16 protein-coding genes are annotated in these 19543 nt (G+C 69.1%); 15 read left to right on the top strand and 1 reads right to left on the bottom strand.

What is annotated here, in order from left to right:
- The first annotated feature begins 2 nt into the window (after nucleotides 1–2).
- The 4 genes from JOF29_RS40205 (at nucleotide 3) to JOF29_RS40220 (ending at nucleotide 4577) form a co-directional block, all read left to right on the top strand.
- Complete coding sequence (locus JOF29_RS40205; protein WP_209699540.1) at nucleotides 3–1334, top strand: MFS transporter; 1332 nt, start codon at nucleotides 3–5, stop codon at nucleotides 1332–1334.
- Entirely contained in the window at nucleotides 1327–2556 is a 1230-nt protein-coding gene (locus tag JOF29_RS40210; RefSeq protein WP_209699541.1) for an ATP-grasp domain-containing protein, read from the top strand. The genes JOF29_RS40205 and JOF29_RS40210 overlap by 8 nt, the downstream gene beginning before the upstream one ends.
- Before the next feature lie 100 nt (nucleotides 2557–2656).
- The gene (locus tag JOF29_RS40215) at nucleotides 2657–3667 is read left to right on the top strand and encodes an acyltransferase domain-containing protein (protein ID WP_209699542.1); all 1011 of its coding nucleotides are present in this window, start codon (nucleotides 2657–2659) and stop codon (nucleotides 3665–3667) included.
- Nucleotides 3668–3680: 13 nt separating this feature from the next.
- Nucleotides 3681–4577, top strand: coding sequence for an NAD-dependent protein deacetylase (locus tag JOF29_RS40220; RefSeq protein WP_209699543.1), 897 nt, complete (start codon nucleotides 3681–3683; stop codon nucleotides 4575–4577).
- 40 nt (nucleotides 4578–4617) lie between these two features.
- Here the strand turns inward: JOF29_RS40220 and JOF29_RS40225 are convergent, their stop codons facing one another.
- The gene (locus tag JOF29_RS40225) at nucleotides 4618–5622 is read right to left on the bottom strand and encodes an SGNH/GDSL hydrolase family protein (RefSeq protein WP_209699544.1); all 1005 of its coding nucleotides are present in this window, start codon (nucleotides 5620–5622) and stop codon (nucleotides 4618–4620) included.
- 118 nt (nucleotides 5623–5740) lie between these two features.
- On the opposite strand from JOF29_RS40225, the gene JOF29_RS40230 reads away from it, so the two are divergent.
- From JOF29_RS40230 to JOF29_RS40280, 11 genes are all read left to right on the top strand, one after another.
- Nucleotides 5741–6703 carry a bifunctional riboflavin kinase/FAD synthetase gene (locus tag JOF29_RS40230; RefSeq protein ID WP_209699545.1) on the top strand — a complete coding sequence of 321 codons (963 nt, stop codon included), beginning with the start codon at nucleotides 5741–5743 and terminating at the stop codon, nucleotides 6701–6703.
- Nucleotides 6704–6820: 117 nt separating this feature from the next.
- Nucleotides 6821–7093: a 30S ribosomal protein S15 gene (rpsO, locus tag JOF29_RS40235; RefSeq protein WP_171670133.1), complete on the top strand. Its 273-nt coding sequence runs from the start codon at nucleotides 6821–6823 to the stop codon at nucleotides 7091–7093.
- A 261-nt stretch (nucleotides 7094–7354) separates the two neighbouring features.
- Nucleotides 7355–9568 (top strand): polyribonucleotide nucleotidyltransferase, encoded by a 2214-nt coding sequence (locus JOF29_RS40240; RefSeq protein ID WP_209699547.1) that lies wholly within the window; start codon nucleotides 7355–7357, stop codon nucleotides 9566–9568.
- A 47-nt stretch (nucleotides 9569–9615) separates the two neighbouring features.
- Complete coding sequence (locus JOF29_RS40245) at nucleotides 9616–10878, top strand: M16 family metallopeptidase (RefSeq protein WP_307863936.1); 1263 nt, start codon at nucleotides 9616–9618, stop codon at nucleotides 10876–10878.
- Between the two features lie 376 nt (nucleotides 10879–11254).
- A complete protein-coding gene (locus JOF29_RS40250) occupies nucleotides 11255–13015 on the top strand; it encodes an ATP-binding cassette domain-containing protein (protein WP_307863937.1) in 1761 nt (586 codons plus the stop codon).
- Nucleotides 13016–13107: 92 nt separating this feature from the next.
- Entirely contained in the window at nucleotides 13108–13593 is a 486-nt protein-coding gene (locus JOF29_RS40255; protein WP_307863938.1) for an ATP-binding cassette domain-containing protein, read from the top strand.
- Nucleotides 13594–13887: 294 nt separating this feature from the next.
- Nucleotides 13888–15468 (top strand): peptide ABC transporter substrate-binding protein, encoded by a 1581-nt coding sequence (locus JOF29_RS40260; protein WP_307863939.1) that lies wholly within the window; start codon nucleotides 13888–13890, stop codon nucleotides 15466–15468.
- Complete coding sequence (locus JOF29_RS40265) at nucleotides 15465–16391, top strand: ABC transporter permease (protein WP_209699550.1); 927 nt, start codon at nucleotides 15465–15467, stop codon at nucleotides 16389–16391. Before JOF29_RS40260 ends, JOF29_RS40265 begins: the two co-directional genes overlap by 4 nt.
- Nucleotides 16384–17283: an ABC transporter permease gene (locus tag JOF29_RS40270; protein ID WP_209699551.1), complete on the top strand. Its 900-nt coding sequence runs from the start codon at nucleotides 16384–16386 to the stop codon at nucleotides 17281–17283. Before JOF29_RS40265 ends, JOF29_RS40270 begins: the two co-directional genes overlap by 8 nt.
- Before the next feature lie 234 nt (nucleotides 17284–17517).
- Nucleotides 17518–18519 carry an ABC transporter ATP-binding protein gene (locus JOF29_RS40275; protein WP_209699552.1) on the top strand — a complete coding sequence of 334 codons (1002 nt, stop codon included), beginning with the start codon at nucleotides 17518–17520 and terminating at the stop codon, nucleotides 18517–18519.
- On the top strand, nucleotides 18519–19538 hold the full coding sequence (locus JOF29_RS40280) for an ABC transporter ATP-binding protein (protein ID WP_209699553.1): 1020 nt from the start codon (nucleotides 18519–18521) through the stop codon (nucleotides 19536–19538). The genes JOF29_RS40275 and JOF29_RS40280 overlap by 1 nt, the downstream gene beginning before the upstream one ends.
- The last annotated feature ends 5 nt before the right edge of the window (nucleotides 19539–19543 follow it).

The following is a 19543-nucleotide window of genomic DNA, read 5'->3' on the forward strand; positions in this document are numbered from 1 at the left end:
TCATGACAACTTCCTCCCCACCGGCGGGTCTGACCGCCGCCCCGCCGTCCTGGCACTCGACCCGGCGGGCCCGGCTTGGCTGGTACGGCTATGACTGGGCCAACTCCGTCTTCACCACCAGCGTGACGTCCGTCTTCTTCGGCCCGTACCTGACCGACGCGGCCCGCGCTGGCGCCGGTCCGGATGGATCGATCCACCCACTCGGCATCGGTATCTCGGCGGCGTCGTACGTACCGTTCGTGATCGGCCTGTCGGTGTTCCTGCAGATATTCGTGCTGCCCACCGCTGCGGCGCTGACCACTCGGCATCACAAGGGCCGCCTGCTCGGAGTGCTGCTGCTGGTGGGCGGCGGTGCGGCGACCGCGATGTACACGATCGGCGAGACCGACTACCTGCTCGGTGGCGCGCTGTTCGTACTGGCGACGATCGCACTCGGCGGCTCGATCACGGTCTGCAACACGTACCTGCCGGTGATCGCACCACCGGAGCGGCAGGATCGTACGTCGGCCGAGGCCTCGGCGGCCGGGTTCCTCAGCGCCGGGCTGATCCTGATCGTCGACCTGGTCGTCTACAACAGCCATGACCGGCTCGGTCTGACCGAGAGCGAAGCGATCCGGATCATCATGATGACCGCCGGTCTGTGGTGGCTGGTGTTCGGCGGCGTTTCGGTGATGCTGTTGCGCGGGTACGGCGCCCCGGCCGCCACTGCGGTCGAGCGGGTCGGCTCGTATCGACTGCTCGGCCGGGCGCTGCGCGACCTGCGCAGGTATCCGGCCGCCGGCTGGTTCCTGGCCGCGTTCCTGCTGTACTTCAACGGCGTCCAGGCCGTCACGGGTCTGGTCGGAACGTACGCGGTCGAGGCGCTCCGGCTCGAGCTCGACCAGGTGATCATCGCCGTGCTGGTCGTCCAGTTCGCCGCGGTCCTCGGTACGGCCGCGCTGGGGCGGGTGGCCGAGCGGTACGGCGGCCGCACGGTGCTGGTGGGGTCCGTCGTGTTCTGGTGTGCCGTGATCATCACCGGCGGCGTGCTTCCGGCCGGCTGGTTCGGCGGCTTCCTCGCCCTGTGTGTCAGCGCGGGTCTGGTAGTCGGCGGGACATATGCGTTGTCCCGCTCGGTCTTCATTCGGCTGGTGCCGCAGAACCGCGTACCCGAGTACGTCGGCATCTTCGAGACAGTCAATCGATGTCTCGGGTTCCTCGGCCCAGCTGCCTTCGGCCTGGTCCTGCAGTGGAGTGGCAACTACCGGATGGCCTGGTTGTCCATCCTCGTCTTCATGGTGGCTGGTGCTGTCACGTTGGTCGCCGCGCCCCGGCCGGAGGTGTCCCATGGCTGAGCTCCGGGTACTGCTGACCGAGGCGACCAGTGCCTCGGCGCGCGAAGTGCTCACAGTGCTCGGTCGCCGTGGCCACTCCGTCGACGTTCTGCACAGCGGAGGTGTCTCGCTCACGGCCCGATCACGCTGGGTGCGGCGCCGGTACCCGAGCCCGGCTTTCGCAGCTGATCCGCTCGCGTACCTCGAACGGCTCCGGGAGATCCTGACCAGCGCCGAGTACGACGTCGTGCTGCCGACGCATGAGCAGTTGGTGGCGTTGTCCCGCTTTGCGGACGAGTTCGATGCCTTGGCCGGGCTTGCGGTTCCGCCCTTCGCCGCGGTCCGCGTGCTGCAGGACAAGGCGGCTGCGGCCGATGTGCTCGATCGGCTCGGCCTGCCGCAGCCGGCCACCCGGCTGGTGCATGGCACCGGTGAGCTCGGCGCCGTTGCCGACCTGCTGCCGGCCTACGTCAAGTTGCCGGTGGCAACATCCAGTCGGGGAGTCTGGCTCGTCGAGAACCCCGAGCAGCTTGCCGGAATCGCCGAGCTGCCGGCCGTCCAGGAGACGTTCGCTGCCGGTGGTGCGGTCCTGGTGCAGCAACCCGTGTCCGGAACGTTGCTGATGGTGCAGGCGGTGTACGACCACGGCCGGTTGGTCGGCGCGCACACCGCAATCCGCCGGCGCGAGGGTGTGCAGGGCAGTGCGTCCGCGAAGGAGTCGGTCGTACGCCCAGATGTCGTCGAGCACCTGACCCGGCTCGGGGAAGAGCTCCAGTGGCACGGTCCGCTCTCGATCGACGCCATCCTGGACGAGCATGACCAGCCGCGCTACATCGACGTCAATCCGCGACTGGTCGAACCGGTGAACGCCGAGTTGGCCGGCGCCGATCTGGTCGACCGCTGGCTGACTGTGTCCCGTGGCGGGCAGCCCGGTCCGCTCCCGGCCGCGCGTTCGGGCATCCGTACCCACATGCTGTTGATGGCGATCTTGCGGCACGCCGAAGTCGGTCTCGGTCGGCGGGCGATCGCCGGCGAGCTGATGGCCGCCGTACGTCGCCGCGGTTGGTACGCCGGGAGTGCGGAGGAACTGCTGCCGATTCGGGAGGATCCGGTCGGCGCCGTCTTCCTGGTCGCGATCACCGGTCTGCTGCTGGTTTCGCCGGCGCTCTGGAAGCGGCTCGGTGGCAATGGGCCGCCGGCTCACACCCTCAGTCCGGAGGGCTGGCAGCGGCTGATCGGCTGACCGCGGCTTGTCCTGCCGCCCGGGCAGCGACGAGGTCTTGCCGTCCGGGCTGGGCGGCTCTACCTTGCCAGGTGCGAGCTAGTGTTTCGGGGTCGGAGACGTGGCTGTCATCGGAGCAGGTGCAGACGCCGAGGTGGCGAGGATCGCGGCTGAGCTGGGGTTGAGCGGTGACGCGCTGGCGCACCTGCGCGCACTCGCGGAAGCCGGCCCATCGGCCACGCCGGTCGACCTGCTCCAGTTCGCGGCGGGCGATCCGGACGGGGTACTCGTCCGCCTCGGGCTGAGTGATGACGATCGGCTGGACACGCTCGCGAACCGGCCTGATCCGGTGCGCGACGCCGATCTGTGGTGGCTGCTGGAGCGCTGTCACCATCAGCTCGTCCAGCGGTTGGGGACGACCGGCCCGTTGCCGCCCTGGCCGGACCTCCCGACCGGAACCGGCGCGGTCGGCCGCTTCCTCTATGTCTGGGCGTTCCTGACCACGGTTCCCGCCGTACGCCGGTACCACGCGGACCGCGGCATCGCCGACGCCGACTCGTGGCCGATCCTCGCGGTTCTCGGCGCGCAGCTGGCGAACCACCGGGAACTGTACGGCGAGGGCGGCCTGCACACGCAGAACTGGATGACCCACCACTTCCGCGGCGCCATCTACGCCCTCGACCGCCTGCACTTCGAACGCCAGCGCTGCTGGTACGACGCCACCGACCAAGGCGGCCCCGCGCTCGGTGAAGCCGTGCTCGGCCTGCACATCCCGGAGGGCCGGCTCACACCCGACTCGGTCGACGCCGCGCTGGACCGCGCCCGCGCCTTCTTCCGGACGCACTACCCCGAGGAGGACTACCGCTTCGCCACCTGCGTGTCCTGGGTCCTCGACCCCCAGCTGACCGGGTACCTGGCCGCCGACACCAACCTCGTCCGCTTCCAGCAACGCTTCACGCTGCTCCCCGCCGCCGCCAAGGACGACCGCGCCACGGTGGTCGAGTTCCTCTTCAAACAACCGCTCGCCGACCTCGACTCGTTGCCGCGGACAACGACCCTCCAGCGCGCGGTCGTCGATCACATCCGCCGCGACCGCCCGTGGCATTTCCGTACCGGCTGGTTTCCCCTCTAGGTACGCTGGGACGGTGCGTTCTCGTCCGACATTGGAGTGGGCCCCAGGCCCCGACGTGCTGGCGTTGCAGCCGGGGGCGACGGACGTCGGGCCGGTCGCCGAGGTGGTCAGCGGCGGGGGAGTCGTCGTACTCAGTGGTGCCGGGCTGTCGACCGAGTCGGGCATCCCGGACTACCGCGGCGAGACCGGTAGCCTGCGGACGCACACCCCGATGACGTACGGCGACTTCACCGGCAGCGAGGCAGCCCGGCAGCGGTACTGGGCGCGCAGCCACCTCGGCTGGCGGACCATCGCCCGCGCCCACCCGAACGACGGCCACCGCGCCGTCGCCGCGCTGCGGGCCCGCGGCAACCTGAGCGGGATCATCAGCCAGAACGTCGACGGCCTGCACCAGGCGGCCGGGGCCCGCGACGTCATCGAGCTGCACGGCAACCTCGACCGGATCATCTGCCTCGACTGCGGTACGGCGTCAGCCCGCGAGATCCTGGACCGCCGGCTGCGGGCGGCCAACCAGGCGTTCACGGCCGAGTCGACCCGGATCAACCCGGACGGCGACGTCGAGCTGCCCGAGGAGGTCGTCCGGACGTTCACCGTCGTCCCGTGCACGGTCTGCGGCGGCGTCCTCAAACCCGACGTGGTGTTCTTCGGCGAGAACGTCCCGCGGAGCCGCGTGCAGCGCTGCTACGACCTGATCGACGACGCGAACGCCGTCCTGGTCCTCGGCTCGTCCCTGACCGTGATGTCCGGGTTCCGCTTCGTCCGGCACGCCGCCAAGGCCGGTACGCCGGTGCTGATCATCAACCAGGGCCTGACCCGCGGCGACCCGTATGCGACCTATCGGGTGAACCTCCCGCTCGGCCAGGCTCTCACCCAAGTGCTGGCAGAAACCACCGGGCCGAGCCACGCGTGAGGTGGCCCGGCCCGGAGTCCGCAGTACGGATTGGAAAGGGTCAGCGTTGCGCGCTGGTCCGTACGCGGTTCTTGGAGGCCTCGAGGGCCAGGGGTGACGCTGCGGCCTCCTTCGCCAGCGCGCGGGCCTTGGCGGCCCAGGCGGACTGCTCGGCCGGGGTGACGACGGCCGGCTTCCCGGTCAGCGTCTTGTAGGTGAGCGCGGCCATCCCGGCCTCGCCCTCGAAGCGCGGGTGGTAGTTCAGCGCACGGAGCAGGTTGATGTCCTTGCCCTGGATCCACGCCTGGCCGTCCGGCGCACAGGCGTCGTGCCCGGTGGACGGCCCGAAGGTGTCGACGTACGTCGCCCCGCCGGCGGCGGCCGCGTTCGAGACGGCGGTGTTCAGCGCCTGCTCGATCGAGTACAGGTAGCCGTAGTCGCCGTCCGCGAAGGGCAGGATCGACGGGCAGGTGCCGTGCTCCGGCGCGATCTTCGGGTACCCGACCAGCACGATCGTGGCCTTCGGTGACCGCGCCCGGATGCCCTGCACCACGATCGCGATCCGGGTCTGTGTCTGGGCGATCTTCTGCCGCAGTGTGTCCACGCCGTTGACGGTGAAGTGTGCCCGGCAGGGCGCCCCGGTCGGGTCGGAGGCCCGGAGCCCCGGGCAGGTGCCGATGATGTTGCCGAACACGCCGAAGTCGTTCCCACCGATCCCGAGGGTGACGAGGTCGGTGTCCGGCGTCAGCGCATCGAACTGCGGTCCGGCGGTGCCGAGGATCGTGCTCTGCGGCTGCGTCATGTTGGTGGTGTCGGCACCGCCGCAGCTCACGTCGGTGAACCGGTGCACGCCCAGCGCCTCGGCGAGTTGCTTCGGGTAGTTGCTGTACGAGCGCGCACAGCCGAGAGACAGCAGATCGGCGAGCGGGACGAACGGCGCCGACGTGTACGAGTCGCCGAGTGCGACGTACCGCGTGAACCGGGGCGTCGCGGACGCCTGGGCGACCGGCACGCAACCCAGCAGTGCGACTGCCGCGTAGGCAGCGATCAGACGGCGTAGCTTCACGAGACCTCCCCATGCTCACCAGTGCGCGGCCCACCCTAAGTTGAGTCACTCCACGATTACAAGGGGTGATCCCCGACCTGATGCGCGCGATCGGTCCCGGGCATGGAATCCTGCTGCCATGCGTGTCTGGCACGGATTGGACCAGGTGAGCCCGGAGCTCGGGCCGACGGTGGTCACCATCGGCAACTTCGACGGCGTGCACCGCGGCCACCAGGAGGTGCTCGCGCACGCCCGCGCGCGGGCGGCGGAGCTGGGCGGACTGCCGGTGGTCGCGATGACGTTCGACCCGCACCCGATGCGGGTGCTGCGGCCGGACCACGCGCCGCTGATGCTCAGCGACCCCGAGCAACGCGCCGAGCTGCTCGGCGCCGCCGGTGCGGACGCGGTGCTGATCCTCCCGTTCACCAGGGAGGTGTCGAACTGGTCGCCGGAGGAGTTCATCGAGCGCACGCTGGTGAACACCCTGCACGCGAAGGCGATCGTGGTCGGCGAGAACTTCCGCTTCGGGCACAAGGCCGCCGGTCACGTCGACACCCTCGTCCAGGCGGGAACGCAGTACGGCTTCCAGGTCGAGGGGCTGAGCCTGGCGGGGGACCAGCAGCCCTGGTCGTCGACGTACATCCGGCAGAAGCTCGCGGACGGTGACGTCGAGGCGGCCGCGGAGGCGCTCGGCCGGCCGCTGCGGGTGACCGGCGTGGTCGTCGAGGGCGACAAGCGCGGCCGCGAGCTCGGGTACCCGACCGCGAACATCCCGGCGGACCCGGGCGCCGCGGTCCCGCAGGACGGCGTGTACGCCGGGTGGCTCACCGTGCTCACGCCCGCGCCCGGCGCCCCGGCGTACCCGGATCCGCTGCCGGCCGCGATCAGTGTCGGGTCCAACCCGACGTTCGACGGCCTGGACCGGCGGGTGGAGTCGTACGTGCTGGACCGCGACGACCTCGAGCTGTACGGCGCCAAGGTCGCGATCGACTTCGTCGCCCGGCTGCGCGGCACCCAGATCCGGTTTGCCAGCATCGACGAGCTGCTCGTCCAGATGAAGGCGGACGTGGACGGCGCGCGGCGCACCCTTGACACTGATTAGGGCGCCGCGTCCACGGACTGATACGCTGGCTGCTGCCGTCTGAACGGCCGCGGACCGAGAGTGCTCGGGTGAAGAATGCCCCGGTGCGCCGCGCAACCGGAAATCGAGAGGACATCTGTGTCAGCTGTTGACGCTGCTACGAAGAAGAAGATCATGGGCGAGTACGCCCTGACCGAGGGCGACACCGGGTCCCCCGAGGTCCAGGTCGCGCTGCTGACCCACCGGATCAGCCACCTGACCGAGCACCTCAAGGAGCACAAGCACGACCACCACAGCCGTCGTGGCCTGCTGCTGCTCGTCGGTCAGCGCCGCCGGCTGCTGAACTACCTGGCGAAGAAGGACATCAACCGCTACCGGTCCCTGATCGAGCGGCTCGGTCTGCGCCGATGACGTCGCGAGGAGCGGCCTCCCGATTCCGGGTGGCCGCTCTTGGCGTATCCGCGCCCAGGCGCGGATCGACAACTGAATAAAGACGTAAGTACGAGGCGACGCGAAGCGCGTGGCGGGACCACGACCGGTCCTCGGTAGTGGCTTTCGGGTGACAGTTCACCCGCGGGCCTCGATCGAAGACCGGCACCCCGGAAGCTCGCGCCTCGCAGTCGTCACACTGCTAGAGAGGGGTATCCCGTGTCGGGATCCACAAGTGCGCCCATGGAGGGCGCCGAATTCGCTGAAGCCGTCATCGACAACGGCAGCTTCGGTACTCGCACCATCCGCTTCGAGACGGGCCGTCTGGCCCAGCAGGCCGCCGGCTCCGCCGCGGCGTACCTCGACGGCGACACCATGGTGCTCTCGGCCACCACGGCCAGCAAGAAGCCCAAGGACCAGTTCGACTTCTTCCCGTTGACGGTGGACGTCGAGGAGCGGATGTACGCCGCCGGCCGGATCCCGGGTTCGTTCTTCCGCCGCGAGGGCCGCCCGTCCGAAGAGGCGATCCTGACCTGCCGGCTGATCGACCGCCCGCTGCGGCCGTCGTTCGTGTCCGGCCTGCGGAACGAGATCCAGGTCGTCATCACGGTCCTGGCGCTGAACCCGGACAAGCTGTACGACGTCCTCGCGATCAACGCGGCGTCGATGTCCACCCAGATCGCCGGGCTGCCGTTCTCGGGCCCGATCGGCGCCACCCGCGTCGCCCTGATCGGCACGCAGTGGGTCGCCTTCCCGACGCACACCGAGCTCGAGGACGCCGTCTTCGACATGGTGGTCGCCGGTCGTGTCACCGAGTCCGGTGACGTCGCGATCATGATGGTCGAGGCCGAGTCGACCCCGACCACCTTCGACAAGGTCGCCGGTGGCGCGCAGGCGCCGACCGAGGAGATCGTCGCCGAGGGCCTGGAGGCCTCCAAGGCGTTCATCAAGACCCTGGTCGAGGCGCAGGCCGACCTGGCTCGCCGGGCCGCGAAGCCGACCGGTGAGTTCCCGGTCTTCCCGGACTACGCCGACGACGCGTTCGCCGCGGTCGAGGCCTCGGCGTCCGAGGAGCTGGCGCAGGCGCTGACCATCGCCGGCAAGCACGAGCGCGACGACGCCACCGACGCGGTCAAGGCCGCCACGGTGGAGAAGCTGGCCGCCGACTTCGAGGGCCGCGAGAAGGAGCTGTCCGCAGCCTTCCGCTCGCTGACCAAGAAGCTGGTCCGGCAGCGCGTGCTCAAGGACAAGGTCCGCATCGACGGCCGCGGGCTGACCGACATCCGGCCGCTGAAGGCGCAGATCGGCGTGCTCCCGCGGGTGCACGGCTCGGCGCTGTTCGAGCGCGGCGAGACCCAGATCCTGGGTGTCACCACGCTGAACATGCTCCGGATGGAGCAGCAGCTGGACACGCTGTCGCCGGAGACCCGCAAGCGGTACATGCACAACTACAACTTCCCGCCGTACTCGACCGGTGAGACCGGCCGGGTGGGTTCGCCGAAGCGTCGCGAGATCGGTCACGGCGCGCTGGCCGAGCGGGCCCTGGTGCCGGTGCTGCCGTCGCGTGAGGACTTCCCGTACGCGCTGCGTCAGGTGTCCGAGGCGCTCGGCTCGAACGGTTCCACCTCGATGGGTTCGGTCTGCGCCTCGACGCTGTCGCTGCTGAACGCCGGTGTCCCGCTGAAGGCTCCGGTCGCCGGTATCGCGATGGGCCTGATCTCCGGTGAGATCGACGGCAAGACGCAGTACGTCGCGCTGACCGACATCCTGGGCGCGGAGGACGCGTTCGGCGACATGGACTTCAAGGTCGCCGGTACGAAGGACTTCGTCACCGCCCTGCAGCTGGACACCAAGCTGGACGGCATCCCGGCCAGCGTGCTGGGCGGCGCGCTGACCCAGGCCAAGGACGCTCGCCTGACGATCCTGGACGTGATGGCCAAGGCCATCGACGCGCCGGGTGAGATGAGCGAGTTCGCGCCGCGGGTCATCTCGGTGAAGGTCCCGGTCGACAAGATCGGCGAGGTCATCGGCCCGAAGGGCAAGATGATCAACCAGATCACCGAGGACACCGGCGCCGACATCTCGATCGAGGACGACGGCACGGTGTACATCGGCGCCACCGACGGTCCGTCGGCGGAGGCCGCCCGGGCCGCGATCAACGCGATCGCGAACCCGACCATGCCGGAGAAGGGCGAGCGCTACCTGGGCACGGTCGTGAAGACGACCAACTTCGGTGCGTTCATCAGCCTGCTGCCGGGCAAGGACGGCCTGCTGCACATCAGCAAGCTGCGTGGGCTGGCCGGTGGCAAGCGGGTCGAGGCGGTCGAGGACGTGCTCTCGGTCGGCCAGAAGCTGCAGGTCGAGATCGCCGAGATCGACGACCGCGGCAAGCTGTCGCTGATCCCGGTCGTCGAGGGTGACGACAACAAGAAGGCTGAGGCCGAAGCCTCAGAGTGACTCGCGCAATCACGAGCACACTGCTGAGCCCGGAGGCGGGCGGTCCGGTGAAACGGACCGTCCTGCCCTCCGGGCTCCGGGTTCTCTCCCAGTCGGTGCCGGGCTTCCGCTCGGTCACCTTCGGCCTCTGGGTCGGCGTGGGCTCCCGCGACGAGCCGGAGCAGCTGGCCGGTGCGACGCACTTCCTCGAACACCTGCTGTTCAAGGGCACCGAGCGGCGCGACGCGCTGGAGATCTCCGCCGCGATCGACGCGGTCGGCGGCGAGATGAACGCGTTCACCGGCAAGGAGTACACCTGCTACTACGCGCGGGTACTCGACTCCGACCTGCCGCTCGCGGTCGACGTGATCTGCGACATGATCACCTCGGCGACGCTCACCGACGCGGACGTGGAGAGTGAGCGGGACGTCATCGACGAAGAGATCGCGATGCACGCCGACGAGACGTCGGACCACATCCACGACCTGTTCGCCGAGCAGCTCTGGGGCAGGTCGCCGCTCGGCCGGTCGATCACCGGTACGCCGGAATCGGTCGCCGGGCTGACCCGCCAGCAGGTGGTGGGCTGGTACCGCCGCCGCTACAAGCCGTCGAACATCGTCGTCTCGGTGGCCGGCAACGTCGACCACGCGGACGTGGTTCGCCTGGTCCGCAAGGCGTTCGAGCGGCACTGGGTGACGGCGGAGGCCGAGCCGATCGCGGTACGACGCGGCGCGACCCGGCGGGTTCCGACGTACGGCGGGGTGCAGGTGCACCACCGTGACGTCGAGCAGGCACACCTCGTGCTCGGGATGCCGGGGCTGGTGCGCAGCGACGAGCGGCGCTACATCGCCGGCGTGCTGCACGGGATCGTCGGTGGCGGGATGTCGTCGCGGCTGTTCCAGGAGGTGCGGGAGAAGCGCGGCCTGGCGTACTCCGTCTTCACGTTCGGCTCGGCGTACGCGGACTCCGGCATGGTCGGCGTGTACGCGGGCTGCCTGCCGAAGAAGGCCCCCGAGGTCCTGGACGTGATCCGCGGCGAGCTCGAAGCGATTGCCCAGGGCAACATCACGCCGGACGAGCTGCTCCGCGGCAAGGGCCAGATGCGCGGCTCGGTCGTGATGGGCCTGGAGGACACCGGCGCCAAGATGACCCGGATCGCGAAGGCCGAGCTCGTGTACGGCGAACTCCCCACCGTCGACGAGATCCTGCACCGCATCGACGCGGTCACCCTCGACGATGTCACCAACCTGGCCGCCGAGCTCTACGCCGGCGCCCCGGCCCTGACCGTGATGGGCCCGTTCGACGAGAACACCACCGCCTTCACCCTCTGACCCCCGCCGCCCGACACCCTTCCGCCCCGCCGTCGGTCCGTACGCGTCGCGTCGCCAGCTCTCGGCCATTTCAGAGGTTAACCCCGCGAATTGGCCGTTCACACCGTGCATGACAGCGGCGAAGGGGCAACCTCGAACGTTAACCCCTGAAACGGCAGCGGGGCGGGACGGGGCGGGACGGGCGGGCGAGCGGGGGTGGCCGCGGATCACCAGGCGACTGTAGGCTGGTTCCGAGACGTCATACGTGATCTGCCACTGGATCCCTGGATGCACGGGCTGGGCCCGCTTGCTGGGATGACACGCAATTTGCGGCCGACGCGATCCGCGCTGGAACACCGGCGCGGCTCCCGACTGCCTTGCGTGGAAGAGGATCCTTGTGCTCGATGCGTTTCGTGCTGTCCGTGACTCGTTGGTCGACGCCGTCCGCATCACCCCATGGTGGTTGGCGACGTACTCGGTTCTTCAACTGCTGCTGGCGATCCTGCCCGGCGCGCAGGTGGTGCTGATCCGCCATCTGATCGAGAGCAGTGACCTCTGGCGGCCGCTGCTCGGGCTGACCGTGGTGGTCGGGTCGATGTATCCGCTGACCCAGGTGTCGAACGGCGTCGGCCAGCGGATGATGCTGCGGCTCCGGCTGGCGCTGCGGGTCGAGCTTGCCGGCGGCGCGGCCCGGCTGAGCCCGAGCCGGCTCGCCGAACCCGAGGTCGTCAGGGACCTGGAGGCGAGTCAGACTGCGACGCACCCGATGGCTGACGTGGCCGGGAAGTCCGTCCAGTTGCTCAGCGCGGCGGCGACGTCCGTCGTACTGTGTGTGGCGATCTCGGCCATCAACCTGCTCTCCGGGTTGCTCGTGCTCGCCGCGCTGGTGCCGACGGTGCTCGCGTTCACGTTGATCTCGCGGATGGAGGCGACGGGCTGGCCGCGGGTCGCCGAGCATGATCGCAAGGCGGCGTACGCGACCGAGCAATTGATCCAGCAACGGCCCGGGACCGAGCTTGCGGTGCTCGGATCGGGCTGGAAGGTGGCCGGCCTGGTCGCGAACAGCCGGGCGGCGGCGACCCGCGTTCTCGATCGGATGATTCGTACGGCGGTGCTGTACGAGCTGGGGGCTGCGCTCGTGACGGTGCTCCTCTTCGGCGGCGCGCTGGTGGCGCTGGTACGAGGTGGTGCGGCCGGGGGAGCGGCGGCAGCAGCGGTGGCGGGAACGATCACCGGGCTGAACGGGATCCGCCAGTGTGGGTACGCGTTCGGCAGCATTGTCACGACTGCTCCGCAGGCCGCGATCTACCGGCGATTTTGTTCCCGCACGCAGGCAGAACCCGCGATTTCAGCGCCGACACGCCGTACGGCGGCGGGTTCTGCCTGCGTGCAGATCCGCTCGGGCGTGCCGGCGGCGCCGCGCCGTGCCGTGGTGCGAAGGGTTGATTCCGTTGCCTTGGACAACGTTACGTACGCGTATCCGGGTGCTGGTGAGCCGACGCTGCGGGGCGTGTGTATCGAGGCGCGGCGGGGTGAGCTGGTGGCGCTGGTCGGGGTGAACGGGGCGGGGAAGTCGACCGCGATCAACCTGCTGGTCGGGAGTCTGCGGCCGGCCGGCGGGCGGGTGCTGATCGACGGGACGGATGCGGCGGAGGTGAGCGAGGAGGAGCGGCTCGCGCATTTCGGGCTGCTGGTGCAGGAGTTCGGGCGGTTCGAGTTCACCCTGCGGGACGCGGTCGCGCTCGGTGCGCCGGGAGCGGTCGCGGACCGGGAGGTGCGTGCGGCGCTGGGCGGTACGTTCGCCGCGGACCTGCCGCTGGACACGCAGCTCGGGCAGCAGTGGGGTGGCACCGGGATTTCCGGCGGTCAGTGGCAGCGGCTGGCACTCGCCCGGATCCGGCTGCGCGACGCCGGCATCTGGATCCTCGACGAGCCGACCTCCGCGATCGACGCGGAGGCGGAACAGTCCATCTTCTCCGAACTCCGCCGTACCAGCGCCGCCCGCATCACGATCGTCGTCTCCCACCGTGCGTGGACCCTCCGCGAGATGGACCGCATCTACGTCGTCGACGAGGGCCGGGTCGTCCAGCAAGGCACGTACCAGAATCTGATCGCCCAGCCCGAGGGCCGCTTCGCGCGTCTGTTCGCCGCCCAGTAGCAGTGATTCGTTGGTAGGTTGGCGCATCCGTGCCGGACGCAGGCAAAGGCGAGCAGATGCCGGGCAACCCTCCCTCACACCCTCCCCAGGAGTTGACGGTCGGCGAGGCGGTCGCGGTCGGTGGTCTGTCGGAGCCGCCGGCCCGCGTCCGGAGCGCGCTCGGCAAGGCCGGCGCGAGCTTCGTCGACGAGTTGCCGCGCGGCGTCGAGACCCAGCTGGGTACGTCGTGGGCGGACGGCGTCGAGCTCTCCGGCGGGCAGTGGCAGAAGCTCGCGATCGCCCGGGCGCTCGTCCGGCCGGCGCCGCTGCTGATGATCCTCGACGAGCCGAGCGCGTCGCTGGATCCGCAGACCGAGGCTGCGCTCTTCGACCGGCTGGCCGCGGAGGCCCGGGCCGGTCGTGCCGACGGGCGGATCACGCTGCTGATCTCGCACCGGTTCTCGACCGTCCGGTCCGCGGACCTGATCGTGGTCCTCGAGGACGGTCGCGTGACCGAACGCGGCACCCACGCGGAGCTGATGGCGTACGACGGTACGTATGCGGAGCTCTACAGTCTGCAAGCGGCCGGTTACCGGTGATAATGCGCAGCTGTGCGCAGCGGCGAGGGTTGCGTCAAACTGGCGACAAACTGCCCTGTCATCTGATGACTCTGGCGCACTGATCTGATTAAGTGAGGGTTTGCTTCGCTACCAGGGGCTGGTCATCTGAGGTCTTGGCAAAGTAACGCTCACGTTACGCGCCGCCGCTTTGTGCCTGACAACGTTGACATGCGCAGTTTCGACCAGCGAACATGACGCTTGTTCCGCCCGCCTAGCGGCCCTCCCGCCGAGGAAGTTGGTTTGACCGTGCGACGTCTGACTGGGGTTGTGGGGGTGGCACTCGGCCTTGCGCTGGTGCTCGCCTCCTGTGGAGACGGCAAGAGCAGCAGTGGAGGCGGCTCCGGTGCCAAGAGCGAGACCATCGCGATGGTCGCCGACCCGCTGGAGTACATCAACCCGCTGAACGACAACGGCAGCCCGGGGATCGGGATCGCGATGGCGATCTTCGCTCCGCTGGTGCAGACCGATCCCGAAACGGGCAAGCTACAGAACGTGATGGCCGACTCGGTCACGCCGGACAAGACCAGCCAGACCTGGACGATCAAGCTGAAGGCCGGCAACACCTTCCAGAACGGCCAGCCGCTGACCGCGAAGGACTACGTGGACAGCTGGAACATGACGGCCGAGGGCTCGAACGGCTGGAAGAACAACGGCTTCTTCTCCAAGGTCGAGGGGTACGACGCGCTGAACCCGCCGGCGCCGGCCGGCGCCACGCCGAAGCCGACCGCGGTGAAGACGCTCAGCGGCCTGAAGCAGATCGACGACCTGACCTTCTCGGTGAAGCTCAAGGTGCCGTTCTCCCAGTTCGGCCTGACGCTGCAGTACCTCGGCCTCGCGCCGCTGCCCGAGGAGGTCCGGAAGAACCCGGACGCCTACAAGCGCAAGCCGATCGGCAACGGCCCGTTCAAGATGGCGGGCGCCTGGAACGCCGGTGACGACATCAAGCTCACCAAGTGGGACGGCTACAAGGGCCCGCAGCTCCCGCAGGCGGACAACATCACGTACAAGTTCATCCCGAACGGCGACACCGCGTACAACGAGTTCCTGGCCGGCAACCTCGACTTCGTCGACGTACCGCCGACCAAGGTGAAGAGCTTCAAGACCGACGCCCCGGACCAGTCGGTGACCAGCATCAGCTCCGGCGCGAACTACCTGGTGATCCCGGCCTGGGACCCGCGGTTCAAGAACCCGAAGCTGCGGCACGCGTTCTCGGAAGCGATCGACCGGAAGGCGTTCGCGGACCTGGTCGGGCTGTCCGAGCCGGCCAAGGGCCTGGTCGCGCCGGACATGGCCGGCTACCGGGACAACGCCTGCAAGTACTGCGACTTCGACGCGAGCAAGGCCAAGGCCGACCTGGCCGCGGCCGGCGGCTTCTCCGGGGTGCTGAACATCAACTACAACACCTCGTCGGCGACCGGCCAGATCTTCGCCGAGGCGATCGGCAACATGCTCCGGCAGAACCTCGGCCTGCAGGTGAAGTACACCGGCAAGCAGAGCTCCGAGATCGGCGCGCTGGCCGACAGCCGCAAGCTGGACGGCCTGCGGTTCTCCGGCTGGGGCCACGACTACCCGTCGATCGAGGACTACCTGACCCCGATGTTCAAGTCCAACGGTGACGCCAACTTCGCGCACTACTCGAACCCGGCGCTGGACGCGGTGCTGGCCAAGGGCGACGCCCAGCCGGACCCGGAGCAGGCGATCAAGCTGTACCAGCAGGCCGAGGACATCGCGCTCGAGGACATGCCGCTGATCCCGCTGTACACCAAGTCGAACGCGTACCTGCACTCGGCGAAGATCCAGCCGCGGGTCTCGAAGTACGTCGGCGTCTCGGCACTCTGGGCCACGTTCAAGTGATCCGTTTCGTCCTGCGCCGCGTGCTCGCGGCGATTCCGATCGGCCTGATCGTCACGCTGGGGGTCTTCGCGCTCGTGTTCGCGATGCCCGGGGACCCCCTGCGCGAGCTGGCCGGTGACAAACCGATCCCGGCCGCGGTACTGGCCGCCAAGCGGGCGCAGTACCACCTGGACGACCCGTTCATCGTCCAGTACCTGCTGAGCATGAAGGACATCCTGACCGGGCACTTCGGCACCACGTTCGCCGGTGCCGACATCGGCGACCAGCTCCGGCTACGGATCCCGGTGACGCTGAAGCTGGCCACGCTGAGCATGGTGTTCCAGTGGGTGCTCGGGCTGATCTTCGGGATCTACGCGGGCTTCAAGCGGAACGGCTGGGTGGACCGGTCGTTGCTGCTGGCAACACTCGTGCTGCTCGCGATCCCGGGCCTGGTGGCGTACTTCGCCGCGCAGTACCTGTTCGCGGTGGAGCTGAAGTGGTTCCCGGTGTCCGGCGTACTGGAAGGTTATCCGCGGTCGTACCTGCTGCCCGCGCTGGTGATCGGCGTCCTCGGCTTCGCCGGGCTCGGCCGGTTGATGCGGACCTCGATCGTGGAGACCGTGAACGCGGACTTCGTGAAGACCGCACGGGCCAAGGGTCTCGGCGAGCAGCGGGTGCTCTGGCGGCACATCCTGCCGAACGCCTTGTTGCCCGTCGTCACGTTCATCGGCCTGGACCTGGCCGGCCTGTTCGGCGGAGCGATCATCACCGAGAGCATCTTCAACCTGCCCGGGCTCGGCCAGTTCATGTTCCAGGCGGTCAAGCTGAAGGAGGGCGGCGTGGTGGTGCTGCTGTGCACGCTCGCGTTCATCTCGTTCATCCTGATCAACCTGCTGGTCGACGTCCTGTACGGCGTCCTGGACCCGAGGGTGCGCAATGTCTGAACAGATCTCCGCGGCCGTCGGGGCCGAGGCGCAGGAGCTCGGCGACGGCCGGACACTGTCGAACCGCGAACTGCTGCGGGCGCTGCTGCGCAAGCCGCAGTTCATCGTCTGCAGCCTGCTGCTCGTGCTGTTCTTCGCGATGGCGGCGGTGCCGAGGCTGTTCACGTCCGCCGACCCGCGGTTCTGCGACCTCGCCAAGAGCCGGCAGGGCAGCGGGCCCGGGCACCCGTTCGGGTTCGACATCCAGGGCTGCGACTACTTCGCGAACGTCGTGTACGGCGCCCGCCCGTCGGTGCTGGTCAGTATCTGCGCGAGTTTCGGGGCGTTCCTGCTGGCCGGCACCCTCGGGCTGCTGGCCGGGTACTTCCCGGGCGCGGTCGACGCGCTGATCTCGCGGACCGCCGACGTACTGTTCTCGATCCCCGGGATCGTGGTGCTGATCGTGATCCTGAACTCGGTGCAGGACCGCAGCATCTGGATCATCGTCGGCGTCATCCTGGTGATCAGCTGGCCGGGCGGGATGCGGTTGATGCGGGCCACGGTGTTCTCGGTGCGGAACCGGGAGTACGTGCTGGCGGCCCGTTCGATCGGGGCACCGCCGCTGCGGATCCTGCGCAAACACGTGTTCCCGAACTCGATGGCCCCGCTGCTGGCGATGACCACGCTCGGCATCGGCGGCATGGTCGGGCTGGAGGCGGCGCTCACCTTCCTCGGTGTCGGGCTGCAACCGCCGTCGATCTCGTGGGGCTCGCAGTTCGGCGTCGCGGCGTCGTACCGGGACACCCCGCACCTGTTCATCTGGCCGGCGGTCTTCATCTCGACGATGACGATCTCGTTCATGATCATCGGCGACTCGATCCGGGACGCCCTCGACCCGAAGTTGCTGCGATGACTGTGCACATTCCTCGCCTCCGGCTCGGTGAGTCATCGGGCTTTGGCTCCCGGTCTTCCCTCGTCGCTTCGGTCGCTCCGCTCCCTACGCTCCTCAGTCCAGACCGGGAGGCCCGATGACTGTGCACATTCCTCGCCTCCGGCTCGGTGAGTCATCGGGCTTTGGCTCCCGGTCTTCCCTCGTCGCTTCGGTCGCTCCGCTCCCTACGTTCCTCAGTCCAGACCGGGAGGCCCGATGACTGCTACTGGCGAAGTATTGCTGAAAGTCGACAATCTTACGGTCGACTTCGAGACTCCGCGCGGCGCTGTACGGGCCGTGGACGGGGTGTCCTGGCAGGTGCGGGCCGGGGAGACGCTGGCGATCCTGGGGGAGTCCGGGTCCGGGAAGAGCGTGTCGACCCAGGCGCTGACCGGGATCCTGGAGATGCCGCCGGGCCGGATCGTCTCCGGTACGGCGGAGTACCGCGGCGCGGACCTGATCGCGATGACCACCAAGGAACGCCGCAAGGTGGTCGGGAACCGGATCACGATGGTGTTCCAGGACTCGCTGTCCGCGCTGAACCCGGTGCAGTCGGTCGGTACCCAGATCGCCGAGTGCTACCGGGTGCACCGCGGGATGTCCAAGAAGGACGCGATGGCGGAGGCCGCCGAGATGCTCGACCGGGTCCGGATCCCGGCCGCGTCGAAGCGGGTCCGGGACTACCCGCACGAGTTCTCCGGCGGGATGCGGCAGCGCGTGATGCTGGCGATGGCGCTCGCCCTCGACCCCGACGTACTGATCGCCGACGAACCGACGACAGCGCTGGACGTCACCGTGCAGGCGCAGATCCTGGAGCTGATCGCGGAGCTGCAGGCCGAGCGGGACATGGGCGTGGTCCTGATCACCCACGACCTCGGCGTGGTCGCGGACGTCGCCGACAACGTCGTGGTGATGTACGCCGGGCACGTGGTCGAGCGGGCCGCGACCGCGGCGGCACTCGAGCACCCCGTGCACCCGTACACCGAAGGGCTGCTCCTGTCGATGCCGTCGGCCGACCTCAAGGGCCAGGAGCTGCCGACCATTCCCGGTACGCCGCCGTCGCTGCGGGCGATCCCGTCCGGCTGCGCGTTCCGGACCCGGTGCCCGATCGCGATCGACGACTGCGCACTCGACGTACCGCCGTTGCTTACCGTCGCCCCGGGGCGCGATGCCGCGTGCATCCGCCGTACGACGCTCGCCGAGAGGGAGGCTGTCTGATGCCAGGAACGAACTCAGGCGAGTTGCTGGTGGCAACGAATGTCGTGAAGCACTACGACATCAGCCCGGCGCTGAACTTCGGGTCCAAGGTCGTCGTGCGGGCCGTGGACGGCGTCGACCTGACGCTGCGGAAGGGCGAGTCGCTCGGCATCGTCGGCGAGTCCGGCTGCGGGAAGTCGACGCTGGTCCGGCTGCTCGCGGCGCTGGAGAAGCCGACCGAGGGCCAGATCGCGTACGGCGGTGTCGACGTCAGCAAGCTCCGCGGCCGCGACCTACGGCAATGGCGGCGGAACGTCCAGGTCGTGTTCCAGGACCCGTACTCCAGCCTGAACCCGCGGATGCGGGTCGGCGAGATCGTCGCCGAGCCGCTGCTGGTGCACCCGGACGTCTCGAAGGGCGTCGACATCCGGTCCCGGGTCCGGGAGCTGCTCGAGCTGGTCGGTCTGCGGCCCGAGGACGAGACGAAGTTCCCGCACCAGTTCTCCGGCGGTCAGCGGCAGCGGATCGGGATCGCCCGGGCGATCGCGCTGAATCCCGACGTACTGCTGTGCGACGAGCCGGTGTCGGCGCTGGACCTGTCCGTGCAGGCGCAGGTGGTGAACCTGTTGATGCGGCTGCAGCGGGAGCTCGGCCTGAGCATCATCTTCGTCGCGCACGACCTGTCGGTCGTCCGGCACGTCTCGGACCGGGTCGCGGTGATGTACCTCGGCAAGGTGGCGGAGCTGGGCGAGCACCAGCAGGTGTACGACGCACCAGCGCACCCGTACACGCAGGCGCTGCTGTCCGCCGAGCCCGGCCTCGCCCGCCAGGGCCGGCAGCGGATCGTACTGGCCGGCGACCCACCGTCACCGGTGTCTCCGCCGTCCGGCTGCCGCTTCCACACCCGCTGCCTGCGCGCCGCGGACAGGTGCAGCACGGAGGTCCCGGAGCTCCGCGAGCTCAGCTCCGGCCAGACGGTCTCCTGCCACTTCGCCGAGGAGGCCCAAGCGGAGTACTCGGCGGGCGTAGCTGCGAGGTAGCTGGG

Source organism: Kribbella aluminosa (assembly GCF_017876295.1).
Taxonomy (GTDB): domain Bacteria; phylum Actinomycetota; class Actinomycetes; order Propionibacteriales; family Kribbellaceae; genus Kribbella; species Kribbella aluminosa.